This is a genomic window from Brevibacterium sp. 'Marine' (assembly GCF_012844365.1).
Classification (GTDB): Bacteria; Actinomycetota; Actinomycetes; order Actinomycetales; family Brevibacteriaceae; genus Brevibacterium.
The window spans coordinates 3192888-3214277 of the sequence record NZ_CP051626.1 but is presented as its reverse complement, the minus strand read 5'-3'; the positions used below and the strand labels follow the sequence as shown (position 1 = coordinate 3214277).

16 protein-coding genes are annotated in these 21390 nt (G+C 64.6%); 7 read left to right on the top strand and 9 right to left on the bottom strand.

What is annotated here, in order from left to right:
• Nucleotides 1–3: 3 nt before the first annotated feature.
• The 3 genes from HF684_RS14425 to HF684_RS14415 form a co-directional block, all read right to left on the bottom strand.
• Entirely contained in the window at nt 4–582 is a 579-nt protein-coding gene (locus HF684_RS14425; protein WP_169253026.1) for a MarR family transcriptional regulator, read from the bottom strand.
• A 105-nt stretch (nt 583–687) separates the two neighbouring features.
• Entirely contained in the window at nt 688–2376 is a 1689-nt protein-coding gene (locus HF684_RS14420; protein WP_169253025.1) for a DEAD/DEAH box helicase, read from the bottom strand.
• Between the two features lie 131 nt (nt 2377–2507).
• Nucleotides 2508–3593, bottom strand: coding sequence for a phosphatase PAP2 family protein (locus HF684_RS14415; RefSeq protein WP_248278960.1), 1086 nt, complete (start codon nt 3591–3593; stop codon nt 2508–2510).
• 137 nt (nt 3594–3730) lie between these two features.
• Between HF684_RS14415 and HF684_RS14410 the strand changes: the two genes are divergently transcribed.
• Nucleotides 3731–4816: an AI-2E family transporter gene (locus HF684_RS14410; RefSeq protein WP_169253024.1), complete on the top strand. Its 1086-nt coding sequence runs from the start codon at nt 3731–3733 to the stop codon at nt 4814–4816.
• The gene (locus HF684_RS14405) at nt 4813–5700 is read left to right on the top strand and encodes a YihY/virulence factor BrkB family protein (protein WP_169253023.1); all 888 of its coding nucleotides are present in this window, start codon (nt 4813–4815) and stop codon (nt 5698–5700) included. The genes HF684_RS14410 and HF684_RS14405 overlap by 4 nt, the downstream gene beginning before the upstream one ends.
• Before the next feature lie 115 nt (nt 5701–5815).
• Here HF684_RS14405 and HF684_RS14400 read toward each other — a convergent pair whose 3' ends face one another.
• Nucleotides 5816–6877 (bottom strand): alpha/beta hydrolase fold domain-containing protein, encoded by a 1062-nt coding sequence (locus HF684_RS14400; protein ID WP_248278959.1) that lies wholly within the window; start codon nt 6875–6877, stop codon nt 5816–5818.
• 332 nt (nt 6878–7209) lie between these two features.
• On the opposite strand from HF684_RS14400, the gene HF684_RS14395 reads away from it, so the two are divergent.
• Together HF684_RS14395 and HF684_RS14390 are read left to right on the top strand one after the other, a co-directional pair.
• The gene (locus HF684_RS14395; RefSeq protein ID WP_169253022.1) at nt 7210–8352 is read left to right on the top strand and encodes a glutathione-independent formaldehyde dehydrogenase; all 1143 of its coding nucleotides are present in this window, start codon (nt 7210–7212) and stop codon (nt 8350–8352) included.
• 117 nt (nt 8353–8469) lie between these two features.
• Entirely contained in the window at nt 8470–9159 is a 690-nt protein-coding gene (locus HF684_RS14390; RefSeq protein WP_211168004.1) for a peptidyl-tRNA hydrolase, read from the top strand.
• A 78-nt stretch (nt 9160–9237) separates the two neighbouring features.
• Here the strand turns inward: HF684_RS14390 and HF684_RS14385 are convergent, their stop codons facing one another.
• The gene (locus tag HF684_RS14385; RefSeq protein ID WP_169253021.1) at nt 9238–9993 is read right to left on the bottom strand and encodes an OBAP family protein; all 756 of its coding nucleotides are present in this window, start codon (nt 9991–9993) and stop codon (nt 9238–9240) included.
• 241 nt (nt 9994–10234) lie between these two features.
• On the opposite strand from HF684_RS14385, the gene HF684_RS14380 reads away from it, so the two are divergent.
• Nucleotides 10235–12037, top strand: a complete 1803-nt coding sequence (locus HF684_RS14380) for a thiamine pyrophosphate-requiring protein (RefSeq protein ID WP_169253020.1) — start codon at nt 10235–10237, stop codon at nt 12035–12037.
• Between the two features lie 118 nt (nt 12038–12155).
• On the opposite strand, the gene HF684_RS14375 is transcribed toward HF684_RS14380, so the two are convergent.
• Nucleotides 12156–12344 carry a hypothetical protein gene (locus HF684_RS14375; RefSeq protein ID WP_169253019.1) on the bottom strand — a complete coding sequence of 63 codons (189 nt, stop codon included), beginning with the start codon at nt 12342–12344 and terminating at the stop codon, nt 12156–12158.
• A gap of 164 nt (nt 12345–12508) precedes the next feature.
• Here HF684_RS14375 and dgt point away from each other — a divergent pair, with 164 nt between their 5' ends.
• Entirely contained in the window at nt 12509–14038 is a 1530-nt protein-coding gene (gene dgt / locus HF684_RS14370; protein WP_169253018.1) for a dGTP triphosphohydrolase, read from the top strand.
• Between the two features lie 156 nt (nt 14039–14194).
• Here the strand turns inward: dgt and HF684_RS14365 are convergent, their stop codons facing one another.
• On the bottom strand, nt 14195–17872 hold the full coding sequence (locus tag HF684_RS14365; RefSeq protein ID WP_169253017.1) for a choice-of-anchor G family protein: 3678 nt from the start codon (nt 17870–17872) through the stop codon (nt 14195–14197).
• Between the two features lie 521 nt (nt 17873–18393).
• Here HF684_RS14365 and lhgO point away from each other — a divergent pair.
• Nucleotides 18394–19608, top strand: a complete 1215-nt coding sequence (gene lhgO, locus HF684_RS14360) for an L-2-hydroxyglutarate oxidase (RefSeq protein ID WP_169253016.1) — start codon at nt 18394–18396, stop codon at nt 19606–19608.
• 93 nt (nt 19609–19701) lie between these two features.
• Here lhgO and HF684_RS14355 read toward each other — a convergent pair whose 3' ends face one another.
• Together HF684_RS14355 and HF684_RS14350 are read right to left on the bottom strand one after the other, a co-directional pair.
• Nucleotides 19702–20226, bottom strand: coding sequence for a DNA starvation/stationary phase protection protein (locus HF684_RS14355; RefSeq protein WP_169253015.1), 525 nt, complete (start codon nt 20224–20226; stop codon nt 19702–19704).
• A gap of 85 nt (nt 20227–20311) precedes the next feature.
• The gene (locus HF684_RS14350) at nt 20312–21367 is read right to left on the bottom strand and encodes a hypothetical protein (protein WP_169253014.1); all 1056 of its coding nucleotides are present in this window, start codon (nt 21365–21367) and stop codon (nt 20312–20314) included.
• Between the last annotated feature and the right edge of the window lie 23 nt (nt 21368–21390).

Here is a 21390-nt window from a genome sequence, read left to right as displayed (position 1 = left end):
CGATCACAGCGGCTTCGCCCAGTCGGCGTTGCTCAGCGACAGCTCGTCGGTCATGCCGTCGAGGAAGCGGATGACGGCATCGCGTTCGCGGCTGGTGAGGCGGACGGCGGCATGGATCCGTCTGGCCTGGGCGCGCCCCACGGTCTCTCGTGCCGAGCGCGCCGTCTCCGCGGTGACGTCGATGGCATATGCCCGGCGATCGCTGGGATGGAGCTTCCTGATGACATGCCCCTCCCGCTCCAGGCGATTGATCAGCTTCGTCACCGAGGCTGCCGACATGAGCATATGGGCAGACAGCATCTTCGGGGTCACGACTGCGTTCTGCCGCTTCGCTGCGATGAGATAGTGCAATGCACGCATGTCCTGCTCGCTGAGCTTCATGAATCTGCGCGAAGCCTCGGCGAGGGTGCGTTCGGCCTCGCGCAGTCGGGCAAGCGCGTCCATGAGCTGAGCGATCTGCTCGCGGTCGGCGTTCGACAGATCGGAGGAGTCGATGAGGTCGCCGGGAAAGCTGTTCTGCGATCCGGTGTACATATTCTCTGTGATCGGGTCGTGAGCGCCCGCGGACTCCGATGGCTGCATGCCGCAATCCTACTGATTCCCGCCCCTCGATCGCAGAAGAATAACTCTCCGCATATAGTACACCAAAGTGTACTATATGCGGAGAGTTATCACACTGTGAGGATGTCAGCTGCTGGTCGAGTAGACCTGCTGCGAACCTCCGGTGCGAGAGCGATTGCGGCGACGGGTCTCAGGGCTCGTGCCACGAGAGTCTGCGGTGCGGCGGCCGCCCGACCGGCTGGTGCGCGCTCCCGAGCTCTGATTGCCCGAGCGGCCTCCCCGACCGGTCTCGCGGCGGCGACTGCCCTCGCCGCTGCGGCCGTTCTGACCAGTGCGGCCGGAGTCGCTGCTGCGTGAGTTCGTGCGAGTGCTCTCGCCAGCGGCGCCATCGCGTCCCGCACCTCCACCGCGTCCGCCACGGCCACCTCGGCGACGGCGGGACGAACGACCACCGGACTTCGCCGGTTCGGTCTTCTTGCGCGGCTGCACCGGTTCCTTCGGCTGCGGGGCGACGTACTCGGCGATCTCACCGACGAGCTCGGTCACCTCGGGGGAGTCGGCGGTGACCTTCTGCGGGGAGGCCTTGATGGCGGCCTTGCGCAGCAGGATCTGCGTGTCCTTGCGCTCATCGGGTGTCATCACGGTGACCACGTCGCCGGCGCTGCCGGCACGGGCGGTACGGCCGGAACGATGCAGGTAGGCCTTGTGTTCGGTCGGGGGATCGACGTGGACGACGAGCTCGACGGAATCGACGTGGACGCCGCGGGCCGCGATGTCCGTGGCCACCAGCACCTTCGCGTCACCATCGGTGAACGCGGCGAGGTTGCGATCGCGAGCACCCTGGGACAGGTTGCCGTGCAGATCGACGGCGGGGATGCCGGCAGCGGTGAGCTGTCGGGCGAAGCGTTTGGCCCGGTGCTTCGTGCGGGTGAAGAGGATGCGGCGGCCCGTGCCGGAGGCGAGTTTGTGAACCAGCGCGTTCTTGTCGTCGACCGAGACCTCGAACACGTGGTGAGTCATCGCCGAGACGTGCGAGGTCGCCTCATCGACGGAGTGGAGGACCTCATTGTGGAGGAAGCGACGGACGAGCTTGTCGACGTCGTTGTCCAAGGTCGCGGAGAAGAACATCCGCTGCCCCTGGGCCGGGGTCTGCTTGAGGATGCGAGTGACTCCGGGCAGGAAGCCCAGGTCAGCCATGTGATCGGCCTCGTCGAGGATGGTGACCTCGATGTTCTCGAGCGTGAGGATGTCCTGCTGGAGCAGATCCTCGAGGCGGCCGGGGCAGGCAATGACGATGTCGACGCCCGCATTGAGGGCGTTCTCCTGCCGACGCTGTTTGACCCCGCCGAAGATCGTCGTCGTCTTCAGGCCGGCGGCCTTGGCCAGCGGGTCGATGACATCGGTGATCTGCGTGGCGAGCTCACGGGTGGGAGCCAGGACGAGTCCGCGCGGGTGGCGGACCTTCTGGGTGCCCTTGCCGGATTCGGCGAGGCGGGCGACGAGTGGAATGGAGAACGCCAGGGTCTTGCCGGATCCGGTCTTTCCGCGGCCGAGCACATCGCGGCCGGCCAGGGTGTCGGGCAGGGTGTCCTGCTGGATGGGGAAGGCCTGGGTCTTGCCCTCACGGTCGAGGGAGTCGACGAGTGCGGCGGGCACGCCGAGCTCGGCGAACGAGGTCGGTGCCGAGGTGGCTTTCTTGGTGCGGGTGGTGCGGGGGTTGGTGCGTGTCTGTGAAGTAGTGATGGTGTGGCCCTTCGACGTGCCGGAGGACGTGCCGGTGCCGTGAAATGGTGGCAGGCAGCCGCAGCCGGTCATGGAATGAGCGCTGTCGGCGCTCTCGATCGCCGAGAGAAAACGGCTTCGGAAATGCGCGGGTTCTTTCACCCAGCTGCAGAGACGAGGCGTCCTGACGACGCAGGGAACCCGAAAAACGGGTTCGCAGGTGATTACAGTATAGCCCCGGCGGTGTGTGAGACAGAATCCGCGGGCTTCGCGGCGGGTACGGAAACAGGTTCGGAGACTGCGTCGACCGGCCGTCGGCGTGCTCTGCGGTGCCCGGTCACCCATGCGGAGAGTGCCACCGACGCCCCGCCGATGCCGATGCCCGCAATGTCGTCGAGGAGGTAATGCCATCCGAAATAGATGGTGGCCACGACCGTCACTGCGAAGAAGATCCAGGTGATCGCTCGGACGGCGCGGTTCTGTTTCGTCAGCGTCATGAACAGTGCGGCGGCGAAGGTGACGGAGACGTGAAGCGATGCGAACGCGGCGACACCTTGGATGGAGTCGCTGCCGACCGGGTTGCTGAGATAGTCGAGTCGCGTGTCGATGAGGGATTCCTGGAGCTGACGGACTCCGGTGTCGGGCAGCGCCCGGAAGGCGTCAGGATGGCTGAACACCGGACCGACCGACGGCAGGAGATAGTAGCTGATGGTGCCGAGCACCCAGTTGAGGCTGAGCATCGTCGTATACCAGGCACCGACGGCGTGTCTGCGATTGAGCACGAGGACCGCGCCGAGGCTGATCGGGATGAGCGGAAGATAGGCGAGATAGGCGATCGACAGCAGATTCGCCGCCATGCCGGTGCCGAGGAGTTCGTGCAGGACCACCGCCGGAGTGCTGCCGCCCATGAGCCACTGGTCGAGGCGGAACAGCTGCTGATCGAAGAGGGTGCCTTCGCGGAACACCGGCAGCACGCTCTTGAGGTTGCGGTAGGCGACGTAGCAGACGTAGAAGCTCAGCAGCCCCGCACCGATGCACAGCAGACGGTGGGCGTTCCATTCCTTCTTGGCGATGTCGACGACAGACGTCGGCAGGTTCCGCCACCCGTGTCGCCTCACGGCTTCCACGAGCAGCCCGCCGCCGATGAATCCGAGAACCAGCAGGGGCAGGCGGATGTATGAGGGGCCGAGGAATCCGTCGGGGTCCCGCAGCGGGAGGTCGAGGTAGAGGGACGAGACCACGGCGGCCGCTCCGACGAGGAGGGCGAGCGCCATGGCGAAGGTGTAGGGCCAACGTCGCAATCTGGTCATCGGGACACCGTAGTGATTCAGTTTGAGTGATTCTTCGGATTTCTCTCGGAGGCCGCTGACCGGAACCGTTGCAGAAGGGAACGGGGCCGAAGGAAACGACCCACCCACTGAGTGCCTCGCGGCATTAGTGTTGGGCCATGACTGAAGGTTCGCCGAACGCGACTCCGAATCGCGATGACCCGATTCCCGAGGGGCTCAAACTCGGTGCCCGCTTCACCGGATACCTGCTGGTGATCATCGCAGGGATCACAGTTGCGATCTTCGTTGCCCTGCAGGTCGCTCAGATAGTCATCCCGTTCCTGGCCGGCCTCGTCCTCTCTGCCCTCTTGGTGCCCTTGTCGTCGTTCCTGCAGCGGCATCGGTGGCCGAAATGGCTGGCGGTGGTGACCGTCTGGGTCGCCGTTCTCGGCCTGCTGGCCGGACTCACCCTCCTCATCACCGTTCAGATCAGAGGTGAGATACCTGAGATCCAGAAGCAGGTGGCGACAACCCTGGACGCGGCGAAGCAGTTCTTGGCCATGCAGCCGTTCGGAATCACCGAAGCCAAACTCAATGATTTCGTCGATTCCTCGGGGAAGTGGCTGCAGGACAATGCAGAAGGTCTCGGCTCCGGCGCCGCCGAAGTGGGCACGACGGCGGCTCATATCATCGAAGGCGCTCTCATCATCCTGTTCGTCACCCTCTTCGCGCTCATCGACGGACGGGGCATCTGGACCTGGGTCGTCAACATCTGGCCGAAGAAGGCGCATGCGCGGATCTGGGCGGCCGGCGAGGCCGGGTGGAAGACGCTGACGAACTTCATTCGGATCCAGCTCGTCGTCGCGGCCAGCGACGCGATCGGGATCGGAGTGGGCGCACTGATCCTCGGGGTCCCATTGGCGGTGCCGATCGCCCTGGTGGTCTTCCTCGGTGCCTTCGTGCCGTTCGTCGGAGCAATCGTGGGCGGCGCAGTCGCGGTAGGCTTGGCGCTGCTCTTCAACGGCTGGGTCCACGGCCTGATCATGCTCGGGATCGTCATCGTCGTACAGCAGCTCGAAAGCCATGTCCTGCAGCCCTGGCTGACAGGACCCACAGTGAAGATCCACCCCTTGGCGGTGATCCTCGGGGTGACAGCGGGAGCAGCGGTCGCCGGCATCGCCGGAGCCTTCTTCTCCGTGCCGGTCATCGCGACTCTCAACTCGATGATCCATGCGGCCAAGGACTACAGAGTGGGAATGCAATGAGCCGGACCACGCCACGGCTGAATCGAGTCCGGATCGTCAAGGGCGCTCTTGGACGTCTGCTCGAAGACGAGTGCCTCGACAGAGCTGCCGGACTGGGCTTCTACGTTCTCCTCTCTGCGGCACCGGCCATCCTCGCCTTGGTCTCGCTGCTCGGCGTGGTCGGGGAAGCCGAGTCGACCACGAAGGCGGTGCTTTCGTTGGTCCACGGAGTCTCGGCCGAGGCAGCCTCGGCGATCCGGCCGTTCATCGTCGAGCTCACCGAGTCGTCGTCGGCGGGAGCCACCCTCATCGGCAGCCTGCTGCTGGCGATCTGGTCGTCGTCGAAATACGTCGGAGCGTTCGGTCGTGCCCTGAACGCCGTCTACCGGGTCGAGGAGACCCGTCCCTATTGGAAGTTCAAGCCGCTCATGCTGCTGATGACCGTGGTCACGCTTCTCGTGCTGGCCGCTCTGGGGCTGCTGCTCGTGCTGTCCGGGCCCATCGCCGAGACGCTCGGCGAGCTCATCGGAATGGGCGCGACTGCCCTGCTGATCTGGAACGTGGTCAGATGGCCGGTCTTCGTCTTCTTCGTCATACTGCTCATCGCTCTGCTCTACTATGTGACCCCGAACGTCAGGCAGCCGACGTTCCGCTGGGTCAGCCTCGGTGCGTTCGTCGCTCTGCTCGTGCTGCTTGCCGTGTCGGCCTGCTTCGTTCTCTATATCAACAACTTCAGCAGCTACAACGTCACCTATGGGTCGATCGGGGGAGTGATCGTCGGGCTCGCCTGGATATGGATGGTCAACCTCTCGCTGCTCCTCGGTGCCGAGTTCGACGCTGAGATCGAACGCGAGCGGCAGCGGCAGTCCGACGGTGCCGCAGACGAGCGGTTGCGACTTCCGTAGAGAGCCGGTCCGTCGAATGGAGACAGTCGTCGGCGCACAGCTGCCTGCAGTCAGAGCCGCCCGGGGTTGAGAAATCAGGTCCCGGGCCGCTGAACGTGTCCTCTCAGCTCTGTATTCATCGACGGATACGGTCGGCTGCGAAGTCGGCAGCGCTGGCCAGCGCCTTGTCGGTTTCATCGACGAGGCGGCCGAAGTGGAGGAAAGAGTGGAGCACATTCGGGTACTCCTCGAACTCGACATCGTTGCCCGCCCGTGCCAGTGACCGAGCCAAGGCGCGGCTGTCATCGCGCAGCGGGTCGAGCCCGGCGCCGGCGACGAACACCGGCGGCAGACCGGACAGGTCAGCTGTGAGATGGGACGCGAACGGCGACTGCTCGTCCTCGGGGACGGCGAAGTAGTCGTCCCTGAAGTTGTTGAGATCGTTGGCGCCCATGCCGTCCCACTCCCCGCCGAAGAGCCTTCGGCTGGCGGAGTCGACCAGTCCGTGACTGCCGTAGACCGAGATGAGAGCGCGCAGCGAGGAGAATGCCGACGATCGTGCCCCGGCGGCGGTGGGGTCGTCGCGCAACAGCAGAGCGGTGCCCAGCGTCAGTCCGGCCCCGGCCGAGTCGCCGGCGACGGCCAATCGGGCACCGTCGACGCCGAAGTCCACGCCGTGTGCGGCCAGGTGGTCGACGATGCCCGCGCATTCGTGGAGTGCCTGCGGGAACTTCGCTTCGGGGGACAGCGAATAGTCCACTCCGATGACGGCGCTTCCGCTCGCCTCGGCGAGCACCCGCATGATGCGGTCATGGGTGTCGAGGTTGCCGACGGTGAACCCGCCTCCGTGGAGGAACACGATCCCGGGCAGGACCGCCTCGGCGAGGGGCCGGTGGATGCGGATCGGAACGTCGACTTCGGCGGCGCGGATATGCCCGTCATCAGTGCGGGCCATCGTCGGGCCGCCTTCGTTCCAGTAGGAGCGTTCGGCGCAGTATTCGGCACGGTTCGCTGTCAGGCGTGCCGTTTCGGGATCCATGTCGTCCTTCACCGCCCGCAGTCCTGCCTGGGCACAGTCCGCGGCGCGGGCGGACTGGAGTTCGAGCACGGCCCGCATCTGGTCAGACATTCCGGTGAGGATGTCTGCGGGAATCGCAGTGCATGTCGCTCCAGCAGATGCCTCCCCGACGAGTTTCATAGACTCCTCCGTCACGACTTCAACTCTCTCGACTGTCCAGAGCAGGCGAGTCGTACACAGTGCTCGTGTCGACGACTGCCCCTGCCGCAGCGTGCGCCTCACTGCTGATTCCACCATACCCGCAGAAACCTTCGCGGTGGTCGAGGACCGGCTGCTCGGGCAGCCGGCTGAGGGGGGCTTCCGTCCGATCGGCAGGCAGGTCCACAATGGCCTTCAGGCGGTATTCCGTTCGCACTTCCCGATGACGCGGCCGCCGTGGCCGCAGGGGTGAGCGGACCAACCGTCGACAACGACGAGGCCGTCGCTGAGGCGGCCACGGAGGTGAATATCCGATGAAGGCAGTCGTCTACAAAGGGCCGCACGAGGTCGCGGTCGAAGAAGTCGAAGATGCGACGATCCAGGATCCGACAGATGTGCTCGTGCGCATCACCACCGCAGCGATCTGCGGTTCGGATCTGCATATGTACGAAGGGCGCACGGATGCCCGACCGGGAATCACTTTCGGGCATGAGAACATGGGCATCGTCGAGGAGGTCGGCTCGGGTGTGTCCACAGTGAAGAAGGGCGACCGCGTCGTTCTGCCCTTCAACGTGGCCTGCGGGTTCTGCGACAACTGCCGTGCCGGCAAGTCGGCGTTCTGTCTGACGGTCAACGAGCCGGGAACCGCCGGTGGTGCCTACGGCTACGTCGGCATGGGACCCTACGGCGGCGGTCAGGCCGAATACCTGCGCGTGCCGTTCGCAGATTACAACTGTGTGCCGCTGCCGCCCGGAGACGAGCACGAGAAGGAATTCTCACTGCTCGCCGACATCTTCCCCACCGGCTATCATGCGACTGAACTGGCGGGAGTGCGGCCCGGCGAGACGGTGGCCGTCTACGGTGCCGGACCGGTGGGCATGATGGCCGCATACTCTGCCTTTCTCAAGGGGGCGAGCCGGGTCTTCTCGGTCGATCACGTGTCCAGCCGCCTGGACCTCGTCAAGAGCATCGGAGCTGAGCCGATCAACTTCGACGACGGTGACCCGGTCGAACAGATCACCGAGGCTCTCGGCGACTACGGCGTTGATCGCGGAATCGACGCCGTGGGCTATCAGGCGACGGCGGCCGACGGCGAGGAGCAACCGGCCGCAGTGCTCAACCAGCTCGTCGGCACGGTCCGTCACACCGGTGGCATCGGCGTCGTCGGTCTGTACTTGCCCTCCGATCCGGGAGCTCCTGACGAACATTCGGCAAAGGGGGAGCTGCTGGTCAGGATCGGCCGGCTGTTTGAGAAAGGGCAGTCGATCGGCACCGGACAGGCCGATGCCAAGCGGTATGCACATCAGCTGCGCGACCTCATCATCGCAGGACGGGCGCAGCCGGGCTTCGTCGTCTCTCAGGAGCTGCCGCTGTCCGACGCTCCGGATGCATACGCGAAATTCGACAAACGCGACGAAGGCTATTCGAAGGTTCTGCTGCACCCCGGCCGAGGCTGATAACCCGATGAGGGTGCGTCAGCGCGTTCGCCACTGCGGCGCCGGGGGCACAGCGGCTTCGGCGCCGCAGACGGCCGTCAGTGCAGGACTCGATGACGCACAGCTAGGATCGGCTCTATGACCGAGCACATGCGCCGACACGAAACCGACCATGAAATCCCATGGTCACTGCCGATCGTCGTGCGTCGGTCGAAGACCGCCATCGCCCGCCACATCGACGTCCTCGAAGCCACCGCGCGAGCCGTTGTGGCGTTCCTCGACGACCCGCGTGCCCAGGAGGGCGGTGAGTGGCACGATGCCGTCGAGTACTGGCGCGACGGAGCCATCCGCAAGGTCGTTCGCCGCGGTGCTGGGAAGAAACTCGACGACGCCCGTGCCCTCGGGTGTGTGAGCGTGACCTTCGGCGGCACCGAAGAATTCGCCCCCGCCGAGGCACTCGTCTTCGCACCCGGCCCCGTCGAACCATTGCCGCCCGAGCTGAAGAAGCTGCAAGTCGGCGGCACCGAGTTCCCGCATGAGGGCGAATCGACGGTTCCCGCCGCCGAGGCGGTCGTGACGATCGACCTCTCACCGGAGCTCACGCTGACGACCGGGAAGGCCGCCGCCCAATGCGGTCACGCCGCGCAGCTGGCGTTCGAACAGATGCCCGACGATGTGCGGAACCGCTGGCGTGAGTCCGGATTCAGTCTGCGCGTGCAGACTGCGACGAAGGACGCGTGGGTGGCGAACGAGCAGCAAGTCCCCGTCGTCGATGCCGGGTTCACCGAAGTCGACGGCCCCACCGAAACCGTCCGAGCGTCGTGGTGAGGTCGATTCCGAGACCACGCTGTGCGTCGACGGAATCGGGTGCCCGTGCGGGATCGGCAGACCTGTGCTGGACCCGCCTCAGTCTCTCCGCAGAGGAACGTCACGCAACGTCGTCTGCACGGTGTGTCCGCTCTCCCACGCGTTCGCCTCAGCGGCGACATGCGGCATCGGGATGTTCTCGCGGTGCGCGCGCCTCTCCTGTGTGGACACGCCCACGCGGGCGTCTCGGTCGCTGAGCAGCTCTGCCTGGGCCTGACCGTCGTCGGTGAAGCCCATCATCAGCTGGGGAATCCCGAAGGGGAAGTCGTCGCGGTCGTACTGCCAAGTATGGAAGGTCTTCCCATAGGTGGAGACGAGGTCCTCGAAGTAGGAGCGCTCGGCGAGCTCGGGCACGCCGGGAGCCGTGAGAATGCCCGATTTCACCTCATAGTGGTGGCTGTGCCACAGTCGCTTCTCTTCGGCGGGCAGTGCGTCGAACCGTTCTGCACTGATGATGTACTCGATGCCGATGAGTCGGGCGTCGGGTTCATTGCGATCGAAGATGACGCACTGGTGCAGGTCATGGCGCAGGTGAATGCAGAAGTGTGCCGCTTCGACCTGCCGACCCATGTCATCTGCGTACATGTGCAGGCCGTCGAGATAGGTGCTCATGGCCTCGAGCGGATACTTCGTCTGCAGGGCCTGCGATGACACGTCGAGCAGCCGATGCTTGAGCGGATGCCCCTTGCCGATCTTGGCCCACGTCGCCACCTTGCGCGACCCGATTGCCGCGAGTCCGGCAGCCACGGCTGTCGCTGCCCCGAGACTGAACGATTGCAGTCGTGATGTGCTCATCCATTCACGTTAGCCACTGCCTGCGGATCTGGTAAGCCCCCTCGGATCGGGGAGCGTCCCGCGCCCGCGGACGGGTCTTCCCGAGCCTCGCAAGGAGGTCGCGGGGGTGTTCGGTGAGGCGTTGATGCCAAGGGCCCGGGGTCTTGACAGCAGCCATATCGAGGGCAAGCCTGGAGGGCTAGGTCGGCGCACCGCGACGACCGCATCACATCTGCGACTCGAGACATCTGAGGAGAGTGCCATGGCGACGTCCGTGAGCGACTTCATCATCGATCGACTCATCGCCTGGGGCCTGCGCCGGTGGTACGGATACCCCGGCGACGGCATCGGCGGTTTCGACGGGGCCATGGGCCGAGCTCAGGACGAGGGCAAGGACTTCACCTATGTGCGCCCCACCCATGAAGAGGAGGCCGCGTTCATGGCCACCGCCCACGCGAAGTTCACCGGGAACGTGGGCGTGTGCGTCTCGACTTCAGGCCCCGGAGCCATCCACCTCATGAACGGCCTCTACGACGCCAGGGGCGACAACGCGCCAGTCGTCGCCATCGTCGGCCAACAGGCGAGGGTGTCGCTGAACTCCGAATTCCAACAGGAGATCAACCTCGAACGCCTCTTCGCCGACGCGGCGGTGTTCGTGCAGACCGTGACCACCCCGATGCACGCCCAGCTCGTCGTCGACAAGGCCGTACGCATGGCCAAGGCCTATCGCGGACCGGCTGTCGTGGTCCTCCCCGCCGACGTACAGACGATGGACATGGAAGAGCCCACAGCCGAGCATTTCGTCTCCCGCACGGGCATCGGCCACGCCGAGGATCGGCTGCGGCCCGATGACGATGCGCTAACCCGTGCGGCGGAGGTCCTCAACAGCGGCCAGAAGGTCGCCATGCTCGTCGGACAGGGAGCGATCGGAGCGACCGATGAGGTCATCAGCGTCGCCGAGCGCCTCGGTGCCGGTGTCATCACCACCCTCCTGGGCAAACAGGTCGTGCCGGGGGACATCGGCTACCACACCCAGCAGCTGGGTCTGCTGGGATCGCGGCCGAGCTACGACATGATGCAGAAATGCGACACCCTGCTCATGGTCGGCACGAACTACCCCTACGGCGAGTTCATGCCGCCGACCGGGCAGGCCCGGGCCGTGCAGATCGACCTGTCACCACGTCACCTGGGCCTGCGCTACCCCACCGAGGTCAACCTGTGGGGTGATGCGAAGACCACTCTGGCGGCCCTGCAGCCGCATCTGACCCAGCACGCGACCGAGTGGCAGGAGAAGATCGCCGAGGAGAACCGGGCGTGGACGAAGGAGAACACGCGGGTCGCGCAGACCGAAGCCGATCCGATCAACCCCCGCCGGGTCTTCGTCTCCCTCAACGAACGTCTGCCCGAGAACGCGATCATCACCTGCGACGCCGGGAGCACGGCCGACTGGTACGGCTTCCATATCGAACTGGGGCCGAACCAAATGGGCAGCCTCTCGGGTCGGATGGCCTCGATGCTCGCCGCGATGCCCTATGCGCTGGCCGGCAAGTTCGCGCATCCCGATCGTCCGGTGGTGTGCACCATCGGCGACGGAGCCTTCCAGATGATGGGTATGAACGGTCTGCTCACCGTCAAACGTCACTGGCGGGAATGGTCGAACTCCACCTTCGTCGTCCTCGTCATCAACAACGGCGACCTCAACCAGGTGTCCTGGGAGATGCGGGAGGCCGGTGACCCGAGGTGGGACACGGCCCAGCTGGTCGAGTCGATGGACTACGCGGGCTACGCGGAGCTGCTCGGACTCAGAGGCATCACCGTCGACGATCCGGAGGACATCGACGCGGCCTTCGACCAAGCATTCGCCGCCGACCGGCCGGTCGTCCTCGACGTCCGCTGCGACCGCAACACGCCGCCGCTGCCGGCCCACATCGCCTTCGCACAGGCCAAAGGCCTCGCGGAATCCCTGCTGGGCGGGGATCCAGAGCTCGGGCAGGTAGTCGAACAGAGCTATCGCGCCACCGCCGCGCGACTGTTCGCGCGCATGGGTCTGACCTCGGATGACTGATGACGGCTCGTCGAGCTGCTCCATCACGCGGTGCAGCAGGACCCCTCATTCACGACCGCGGACACCGGTGATCCGGTGTCCGCGGTGGCAGCTGCGCTGAGTGAGCGCTGGTTCGAGGTCAGTCCTCGGAAGCCTCGTCGAGGTCCTTGAGTTCTTCCTCGCTCAACGGTCGCGTCTTCGTGCCGTTTCCGAACTCGTCGAGGTAGATCACATGCTTGACCATCTCACCGGTCTCTTCGTCCTCGACTTCGATGATGTCGCCAGGTCGGGTCGCTGGCTGGTAGAAATCCTCATTGACTCCGGTCATCGTGACCACCTCCTATAGGTATTCCGACCATACGTCACTGTGACACGAGTCTCAACGACTCCCCTTGCTACCTGACGGGGGCCCAGCAACCTCGCGCCAGGTTGCTGGGCCCCCGTCAGGTAGCAATAAGGATGGGTGGGGGCTGGTATCGGTAGTCTGAGTTCATGGAACGACAGAGATTTCACACCACCGGAGGTCGCGATCGCAATGTCGCCGAGGAGGCCCGCCCCGGAGAGGACGAGTTCCGCGTCGATATCGAACGGATCCGGTTCTCCCCGTTCTTCTCCCGCCTGGCCTCGGTCACCCAGGTCATCCCGCAGGCCGGGTCCGGCACGGTCATCCACAACCGGCTGACGCACTCGCTCAAGGTCTCCGCGGTGGCCCGGTCGATCGCGATCACGTTGAACAACGCGGACGAGGCGACCCGGGACACGGTCATCCGCCTCGGCGGGTGCGATCCTGTCGTCGTCCAGGCGGCCGCGGCCGCCCACGATCTGGGCCACCCGCCGTTCGGCCACCTCGGCGAGAAGGAACTCGACCGGGTGTCGCGGCAGGTGCTGCGCCTCGACGACGGATTCGAAGGCAACGCGCAGACGTTTCGGATCCTCACCGCCCTCGACAGCTGCGAGGCCACCGCGCGCGGTCTCAACCTCACCCGAGCCATTCGGGCCGCGGTGCTCAAATACCCGTGGGAGCGCGGGGAATGGACCGGCGATCGGGCGTCGTCGGCGGCCAGGATGCCGCGCGGGGTCGGTGATGATGTCAGCGAGGGAGCGATGAAGTTCTCCGCCTATGCCACCGAGGTCGAGGAGATGGCCGACGTGCTCTCGGCGTTCCCGGCGATCGCAAAGTATCAGCAGACGCTCGAGTGCGCGGTCATGGACGTCGCCGACGATATCGCGTATGCGGTGCACGACCTGGACGATTTCTACCGGTCGAACGTGCTGCAGTACACGGCTGTGTCCGCCGAACTCGGGCGGTGGCTGCGCGATCATCGGGAGTTGGCGGCCCTGGAATCTGCGGAGCTGGATCGGCGGCGGCCGGGCCATGCGCTCGAGGCGATCCGGCGACACATCGGGGAGAAGGATCCGTGGATCGCCTCGGAGGAGGCGTTCCGGGAGTCGGTGGAGCGGATCAACCGGGATCTCGTCGAGGGGCTGCTCGGCGTTCCCTACGACGGGGGACTGGAGGCGGATCGGGCGGTCACCGGGTTCACTCGGCGGTGGATCGACCGCTTGCAGGCCTCGATCGTCGTCGACCCGGATCCGCATATCCGCAGCGGTCACGTGCGACTGAGCCAGGAGGCTTGGCACGATGTCGTGGTGCTCAAGTTCGTCCATGCGCGGTTCGTGCTCGAGCGCTCTGACCTGGCCGTGTATCAGCGTGGGCAGACGCGGATCATCGCGTCCCTGGTCGAGGGATTCCATGAGTGGCTGCTCGACCCGGATGAGGCGACGCGGATACCGCGCAGGCTTGTTGATTCCGTCGAGGCGGCCACGCAGGAGTATTCGGATCTATATGCACGCGACCCTCAAGCGCTGGGGGAGGAGGGCGCGGCCGGGATCGTGCGGCGGGGCCGGGCGCGGGCGGTCGTGGACTATATCGCCTCGTTCACCGATGCGCAGGCCATGTCGGTCAACGCCCTGATCACCGGTGCTTCCGAGGAACCGTGGGAGGCTGGGCGCGGGTTGTAGGTCTTCGCCGGGGCGGCGTCGGGCGGATGCGTCCGACGAGTCAATGACGAACGGCGGGAGCACAGTCGAACGGCGGGACCGAAGATTTCTCTTCGATCCCGCCGTTCGCGGTTTCAGCTCAGGAACTGAGCTGGGTCACATCAGTGCCTGCTGGCTTCAGTGCTTACCAGCCGAGGCGCGGTAGCGACGGGTTGCCCACACCGCTGCTGCACCGCCGGCGAGGAGCAGTGCGGCGAATCCGACCATGGCCGGGATGCCGTCGGCACCCGTCCGCGGCAGGTCGCCACCCGCATTGCCCGAGGCGTTCGTGCTCGAACCGGCCGAGGCGTTGGCTGCGGACCCGGCGTTCGCTGCCGAACCTGCGTCCGACGATGCCGAGGTATTCGCCGAGGCGGCCTTCTCAGAATCGCTCGAAGCGCTGGCGTTTGCCTCGTCACCGTCAGCCGAGGCGCTGGCTGCGCCTCCGTCGGCTGAAGCGTTTGCCTCATCACCGTCGGCGGATGCACTGGCTTCAGCTCCGTCTGCCGCAGCGGTTGCCGAAGCCTCCGAGGAGGAGTCGGCGGTCGAAGCGGCAGCAGCTGCTGCAGTCGCATCCGCGTTCGCCGCGGATGACGCCTGTGCGTTCGTCGAATCCGTGTTATCGGCGTTTGCGGCGGCGTTGGCTGCCTGCTGCGCCGATGCGTTCGGATCCGATGTCGCATCTGCTGAGGTCTCCGAGGAGGCCTCTTCGTTGGCGGCGGACTCTGCGGCTGCTTCGGCGTTCTCGTCAGCTGCTGCCGATGCCGTGTTGTTCGCATCGTTGTCAGCGGCTGCCTGAGCGGCTGCCTGAGCTGCAGCGTTCGACTCATCATCCGCATTCGCGGTCGTGGAGGCCGAGGCTGAAGCAGCAGCGTTCACATTGGCATTCGCATCCGGATCGGCTGAAGCGTTCGCTCCGTCATCGCTGCCATCAGCGTTCGCAGCGGCTTCCGCCGACGCCGCAGACGACGAATCAGGATTCGACGCTGCTGACGCAGCTGCCGAAGCATTGGCGTTGGCGGCTGCAGTGGTGTCAGCGTTCGCCGAATCGTTGTCGTTGCTGTCGGCGGTCGCAGTAGCGGCAGCCTGAGCGGCGGCGTTGGTCTCCGAGGTCGCGTCGGTCGAAGCCTGTGCGGTGGCTTCGTCGTTCGCAGCGGATTCCGCGGCTGCTTCGGCGTTCGCGGTGGCTGCTGCAGATGCGGTGTTGTTGGCATCTTCGTCTGCCGCGGCTTCAGCGGCTGCCTGAGCGGCGGGATCCGTGTCGGCGTCTGCCTGTGCGGACGCTGCGGCCGAGGCCGAGGCGTTCGAGTTGGCGGTCGTGTTCGCCTCTGCGTCGGTGACCGTGGAATCATCGGCATCGGCCGCCGCAGATGCTGAAGCCTCAGACGACGAGGTGGCGGTTGCTGCCGCGTTCGAGGCCGCAGAAGCATTCGCATTCTGCGCGGATGAGGCTTCTGCGTTCGTCGACGACGAGTTGTCGGCGTTGGCTGCGGCGTTTGCCGCCTGCTGTGCCGAGGCATTCGGGTCCGACGAGATGTCGGCGCTCGTCTCCGAACTGGCAGTCGTGGTCGCTGCCGACTCAGCTGCAGACTCTGCAGAAGCGTCAGCTGCGGCGGATTCCGTGGTTGTGGCATCTGCAAGTGCTGCGGCTTCGGCCGCGGCCTGGGCCGCCTCATTGCCATCGTCATCAGCGGTTGCTGATGCGGAGGCCGAAGCTGCAGCGTTGACGTTTGCGTCAGCCTCAGTTGTGGTTTCGGCATCTTGGTTAGCAGCTGAGCCATCGCCACCGTCTGAGTCTGCCGCCGCGTTTGCCGAGGCGGCTACCGAAGAATCAGCCGTAGATGCGGCAGAAGCAGCAGCTGCGGGGTTGGCGTCAGCGGCGGCAGAGGCTTCTGCGTTGGTGTTATCTTCAGCATTTGCGTCGGCAGCGGCCTGCGAAGCGACCGTCGACGAAGCGTTCGTCTCAGTGGTCGCGTCACTCGAAGCAGTTGTCGAGGCATCGGCCGTTGCGGCCTTTTCAGCTGCGGCCTCAGCAGTGGCGTCCGCGGCAGTAGATGCCGTTGTCGTGGCATCCGCAAGCGCTGCTGCCTGTGATGCTGCCTGGGCTGCCTCGTTGCCGTCGTCATCGGCGGTCGCCGATGCGGCAGCAGAAGCGGCTGCGTTGGTGTTCGCATCGTCGTCGCCCGGGTCCGGTGCGTCTGCGGTCGCACGGACCGAGGACGACGCGAGGTTGACGTCGGCGAGCGGGCCACCAGCCAATTCCGGCAACAGTTCTAGACTGACTGCGTTTACGGTGAAACCAGGTCCGTTGTCCCCGTCGACTTCGCTCGAATCCAGTGAGGACTGCGCGCTGGCACCGGTTGATGATGGATTCGGAGATTGCTCGTTAACCGTGAGGTCGACAACTTGGTTGAGTCTCTCCAGGACAGGCGAAAGCTCCTCAAGGATCGGGCTTGTGACTCCTTCCAGGGCTGCAGACAATTGGTCAGTTGTTGCAGTGAGAATCGGACCGATGGCACCCTTGATCGGCGTGAGCAGCAGAGGCACCAGTCGGTTGGTCAGCGGATCGAGCAATGCGTCAATCGATAGCCCAAGAAGATCGCCAGACGCGTCTACCTCGGGCTCGCCGTCTGCAGTGCCTGCGAACTGGCCCAATGTTCCATTGACTGTGATGGTGATGTCGGATGTGCTCCCTATAGGTGGTAGTCCGACCGTGAGCTTAGCGGGAATTGTGATATCGAGTTCAAGGTTGTTCACGACGTCTGTGACTGCCGTGGTCGCTTTCGATGTGACTGTTCCGAGCGCTTCTTCGAGCGCTTCAGTGATCTTCTTGAGAGTTGATGAGCTCAAGACTTGAGTATTGGGATCCAAGCCATTGAGATCTGTGGCATCTTCTCCCGCTACGGCCTTGGCAAGATCGATCTTGATGTCACCATTCGCGAGGTCGATTGACAATATCCCGTTGTCATCGACAAGTGGCTTTGCGATCAGCGTCTCGGCCGCATCTTTCAGGGCGGTATCGACGCCATCGACTTTTGCGGTTCCTCCGCTCAGGTCGACTTTGGCGATGAGCAGGTCGAGGTCGGCCGCGTTTGTGAGGCCTTTGACGATCGTGTCAATCGTACCGTCTTCGCCGACAGCTTCATTAACTGCGGAGCCTGATCCGGTGATTGCATCCTGAAGCTCTGTGCCAAGGTCTCCTACGAGGTCGCTTGAGACAGTGAGTGTTCCGTCGGCGACTACGTATTCAGATTTGAAAGCATTGCCATCACTGTCGGCTGTCGATGCGATTGCACCGAGGTCCAGGCTGAGCTCATCGACGATCTCGTCTGTGACTCCGTCAATTCCGGCTTGACCAAGCAGCGAGGTGAGATCGACGCTGGCGTTTCCGCTAGCGGCAGGATTGTCGGGGTCGAGATTAATGGCACCGTTCTCGCCGACCGCGCCGGTACCGGCAGTTGCTGAGTTGTAGCTCGGTGCGTGCGCATATGAATTCAGGGCTCCGGCATTTCCGATGTGAAGCAGTCCTGCTCCGTCTTCGGGTGCTACCAAGGGGAGTCCGATATTTGGCAGTTGTACGCCCAACGCACGAAGCGCCTCGAGGTTGAGCGCCTGATTGTCTGCCTCTTTGCCCTCGTCGATTGGTGAGCTGCGATAAGCGGATGAGACGTCTAGCAGGTCAGCTGTGATCAGGTCGGTGTTGATCAGCTGGGCAAATGCCTCTGCATCTTCTTCCGGGTTCACTTCACCAGCGGCCGCGGGGGACACGGTCATTGCAGTCAGTGCCAGCGCCGACGCGGCGGCGACTGTGCCCACTGCAACCTTTCGACCGGATCCGGGCCGGCCTCTCAGTATTCTCATGGTTCTCCACATCGTTCAGACCCTGATCAGGTCCAGGCGCGGCCTGGACGGAAACAGGCAGTTTCCTGACAGGACGCTCACAACGTTACGGAGTAATGAAAAAGTAATCAGTGAATCACAAGAAAAGTTACCTCGTCGTTATAGTTACGTTGAAGTAGATGTAGGCGGGCGTTGTGAAATCCTGTCAGCCAGATCTCGCGGGCGCTGTAGCCGACAAAAGTCCAGTTCACAGGCCTGACGATTACAGGTGGATTCAAGGCTCCGCACGATGTGACAGTCATGACCGAGTCATTGTGTTGCGTCCATTTGTCACAAATTGAGATTTAAAGAGCTGCCTGCGATGTCGACCCGTGACCAAGCCGTCAGCGGCAAGGTCACGGCTTCCGCGGTGTGGACGGACCGATGGTGACGCTTCGCCAGCATCTACAGTCGAGTCCAACGGCAGGAACGACGGAGATCGACGAGGGAGTTGAAACATGGCGAAACACACGCGATGGGCAGTGGTCGGAGCCGGCATCATTGGAGCCGCCGTCGCCCGCGAGATCCTGGGCCGCCACGACTCCGCCGACGTCACCCTCTTCGAAAAAGAAGACCACCCCGCCGCCCACCAGACCGGCCACAATTCGGGAGTCGTCCACGCCGGTCTCTACTACGAGCCAGGCAGCCTCAAAGCCACGCTCTGCCGCCGCGGCGTCGACCTCATCCGCGACTTCGCAAACGACCACAATGTCGCTTTCGACGAATGCGGCAAGGTCGTCGTCGCCACCGACGAGACAGAAGTCGAACGCCTCCACGCCATCCACAACCGCGCTCTGGCCAACGGCGTACCGGACATCGCCCTGATCGACCGCGACGGACTGCGCGACATCGAACCGAACGCCGAAGGCCTCGCCGCCCTCCACTCACCCCACACCGCGATCATCGACTACCCCGGCCTCACCGACGCCCTCGTCGCCGACTTCCGCGCCCACGGAGGCCGCGTCCGCTTCTCCACCCCGGTCAAAACCATCGATCACCGAGGCGGCCCCACCGGTGACACCGCCGTCGTCCGCACCCCGGTCGACGCCCAGGAGTTCGACCACGTCATCGTCTGCGCCGGCCTCCAATCCGACCGGCTGGCCGCGCGCTCCGGTCAGAATCGCACCCCGACCGTGGTGCCCTTCTTCGGCCAGTACTTCATCCTCGACGAGGAATACAGCACCGCGGTCAACGGCCTCATCTACCCCGTCCCGGATCCGAAGTACCCATTCCTCGGCGTCCACGTCACCCGCCGCATCGACGGCGGCCTGATGATCGGGCCTAACGCCTTCCTCTCCTTCTCCCGCGAAGGCTACCGAGGTCTCGGCCTCAACATCCCCGACTCGCTGGCCGTGGCCGCCGACCCCGGATTCTGGCGCTTCGCCGCCGGCAACATGGCCACCGCGGCCCGTGAACTGCCCGGAGTGCTCTCGATCGAGAAATTCGTCGCCGAGGCAGCCCGCTACGTCCCCTCCCTCGACGGGGCAGACGGCTACCGTGCCACCCGTGGAATCCGCGCCCAAGCCATGAACCGGGACGGCACACTCGTCGATGATTTCGTCATCGATCGGGCGGGAGCCACGATGTTCTTAAGAAACGCGCCCTCCCCGGGAGCCACCTCGGCGCTGGCCATTGCCGAACACCTCGTCGCGATCATCGATGGCCGACGATGACGGTTCCGGGCGTCGACGACAAAAGGCCGCCTACCCGACCGTGACGACGGGGAGGCGGCCCGAACTGTTTCAGCAGCGGTTCAGCTCAGTGGCTCACTTGGGTGTGCGGGTCTCTGCGCTGATGAACCAGGCCTGCTGCTCAAGCTGCGCGATGTAGCTGTGGAAGATGTCGGCGGTCGTCGGGTCCGCCGAGTCGACTTCGTCGTGGCAGTCACGCATCGAAGCCACGGTCGCCTCGATCGACGCGACCATGTGATCGATGGCGTCGTGGGTGCTGATTTCGCCGTTCGGGAACTCCGGTAGCCCGGTTTGTTCAGCGATCACGGCGGGGCGACCGTCGGGGGAGGCATGAAGGGCACGCATCCGTTCGGCGATCTCATCGCTGCCCGCGCGGGCGATGTCGGTGAGCTCGTCGAGGTTGAGGTGAAGGTCACGGAAGTTCGTGCCCACGATATTCCAATGCGCCTGCTTGGCGGTGAGGCTCAAGGCGATGAAGTCGACCAAAACCGTCTGAAGGTTCTTGGTCAGGGCGTCGGAGGCGATGAAGCCGTGTTCGGCGTTCTCGCGAGTAGTCTTCTCTGAGCCATGCGGGTCGGGAACTGTCACTGACTGTGTCATGATGCTTGCTCCAATCGCTCCGGTTTCGCTTGGTTCCGGAGTCTGTGGCCACCATAACGCCGTTGCCGATTGGACGTAACCCCTGTCAGACTGTGCCCGACTCGTCGTCCTGGGCGACGTAGACGCGGGAACGCAGACGTTGGGCGTGCGTGAGATTCTTCAGGTCGATATCACTGTCGAAGCTCGAGCCGAGTGCACCGGCGACGACGCCCATCGCCGCGCTCAACCACGCGATGTCGAGGTAGTTCGTCAGGCGGGCTTCGGGTCGGTGGATCGTCTGCGCCATGAACTCGGGGTCGATGACGATGAGCCCTCCGGCGAGGATGCCCACGACCAACAGGGCATAGAGGCCCGTCACGCAGATGACGAGTGTGAGTACGGTGGAGAGGTTGTAGTAGAAGACCACCTGTGCCAGGCGTTCATTGACCGGGCGATCCCAGAGCCGATTGATCGTGATCAGCCAGCCGACCATGACTGCGATGGCGATGGCGCCGATCGAGATGAGACGAGCGGTAGACAGATGGTGGGACATCTGCCAGATGGAGCTGTAGAAGATGCCGAACGCCCCTGTGGCGGCAGCGGCGGCCATGGCACGCGAGAGCCTGCGGGCCATCCGCAGCGGCTCATTGGCCATCGTCATGCCCAGGACGAGGCGAGTTCCGCCCGTGAAGGTATGGGCATGAAGGGTGCGGCGGCCCGACTCGGATCGGCTCGACCACCGGCCCCAGCGCGGAAGGCGATGCGTCTTCGCAGGCAGATGCCCGTCTGGCAGGAGCTGATTGACGCAGCTCATATAGATCTTCAGCAGCCGGCGCTTCGTCGTCAGTGCCCCGAGAGTGGGGCAGGAGATCACAGCGACGTTGCGCGCAGGCAGCACCTCGGCGATCAGTGGTTTGCCTTGGGTGTGGCGTGGAATGTCCGTGAGCATGATGACGAGGTCCGCCGAAGGATAGCGGTCGACGATCGCGTCGAGAGTCGACAGCTCCAGCTGGTGGTCGGCCTGGACGCGGAGCGCCTCTGTGCACATATCGACAGTCACATCCGACTCGAAATCGTGTCTGAGGAGATCGGCGAACTCGTCCTTGAACGAGGCCACACGGCGGCTCGGGGGCCCGGGATCGCAGATGAGGAGGATGCGCATTTTCCCACTGTGGCAGGGCCGAC